The following is a 244-nucleotide window of genomic DNA, read 5'->3' as shown; positions in this document are numbered from 1 at the left end:
AAGCTGATTGCTCCTGCATTTGAAGGTACTGCTGTTCTAGTTCTATACGTGCCTTATCAAATTCGCTTTCATCCTGCAGCGCCGTTAAGCGATCCTCACTATCACTATCGCGAGTATCATCCGTATTAATCCCAAACAATAAAAAATCCATCTGCATGAGATTCTTTGACGTCCGGGAAAAGCTTTCAATTTTCTCTACCATTGCCTCAAGCAAAGCAAATTGTTGTCGGGCTTTATCAATTTC

1 protein-coding gene is annotated in these 244 nt (G+C 41.4%); it reads right to left on the bottom strand.

The annotated features are described in order from the left end of the window. On the bottom strand, positions 1 to 244 hold a 244-nt coding region (locus RAD04_RS39060; protein WP_461628019.1), incomplete at both ends, for a hypothetical protein.

This window comes from Bradyrhizobium sp. 25ACV, from assembly GCF_054863005.1.
The sequence above is the reverse complement of the archived record's forward strand: the minus strand, read 5'-3'. Positions and strand labels throughout refer to the sequence as shown.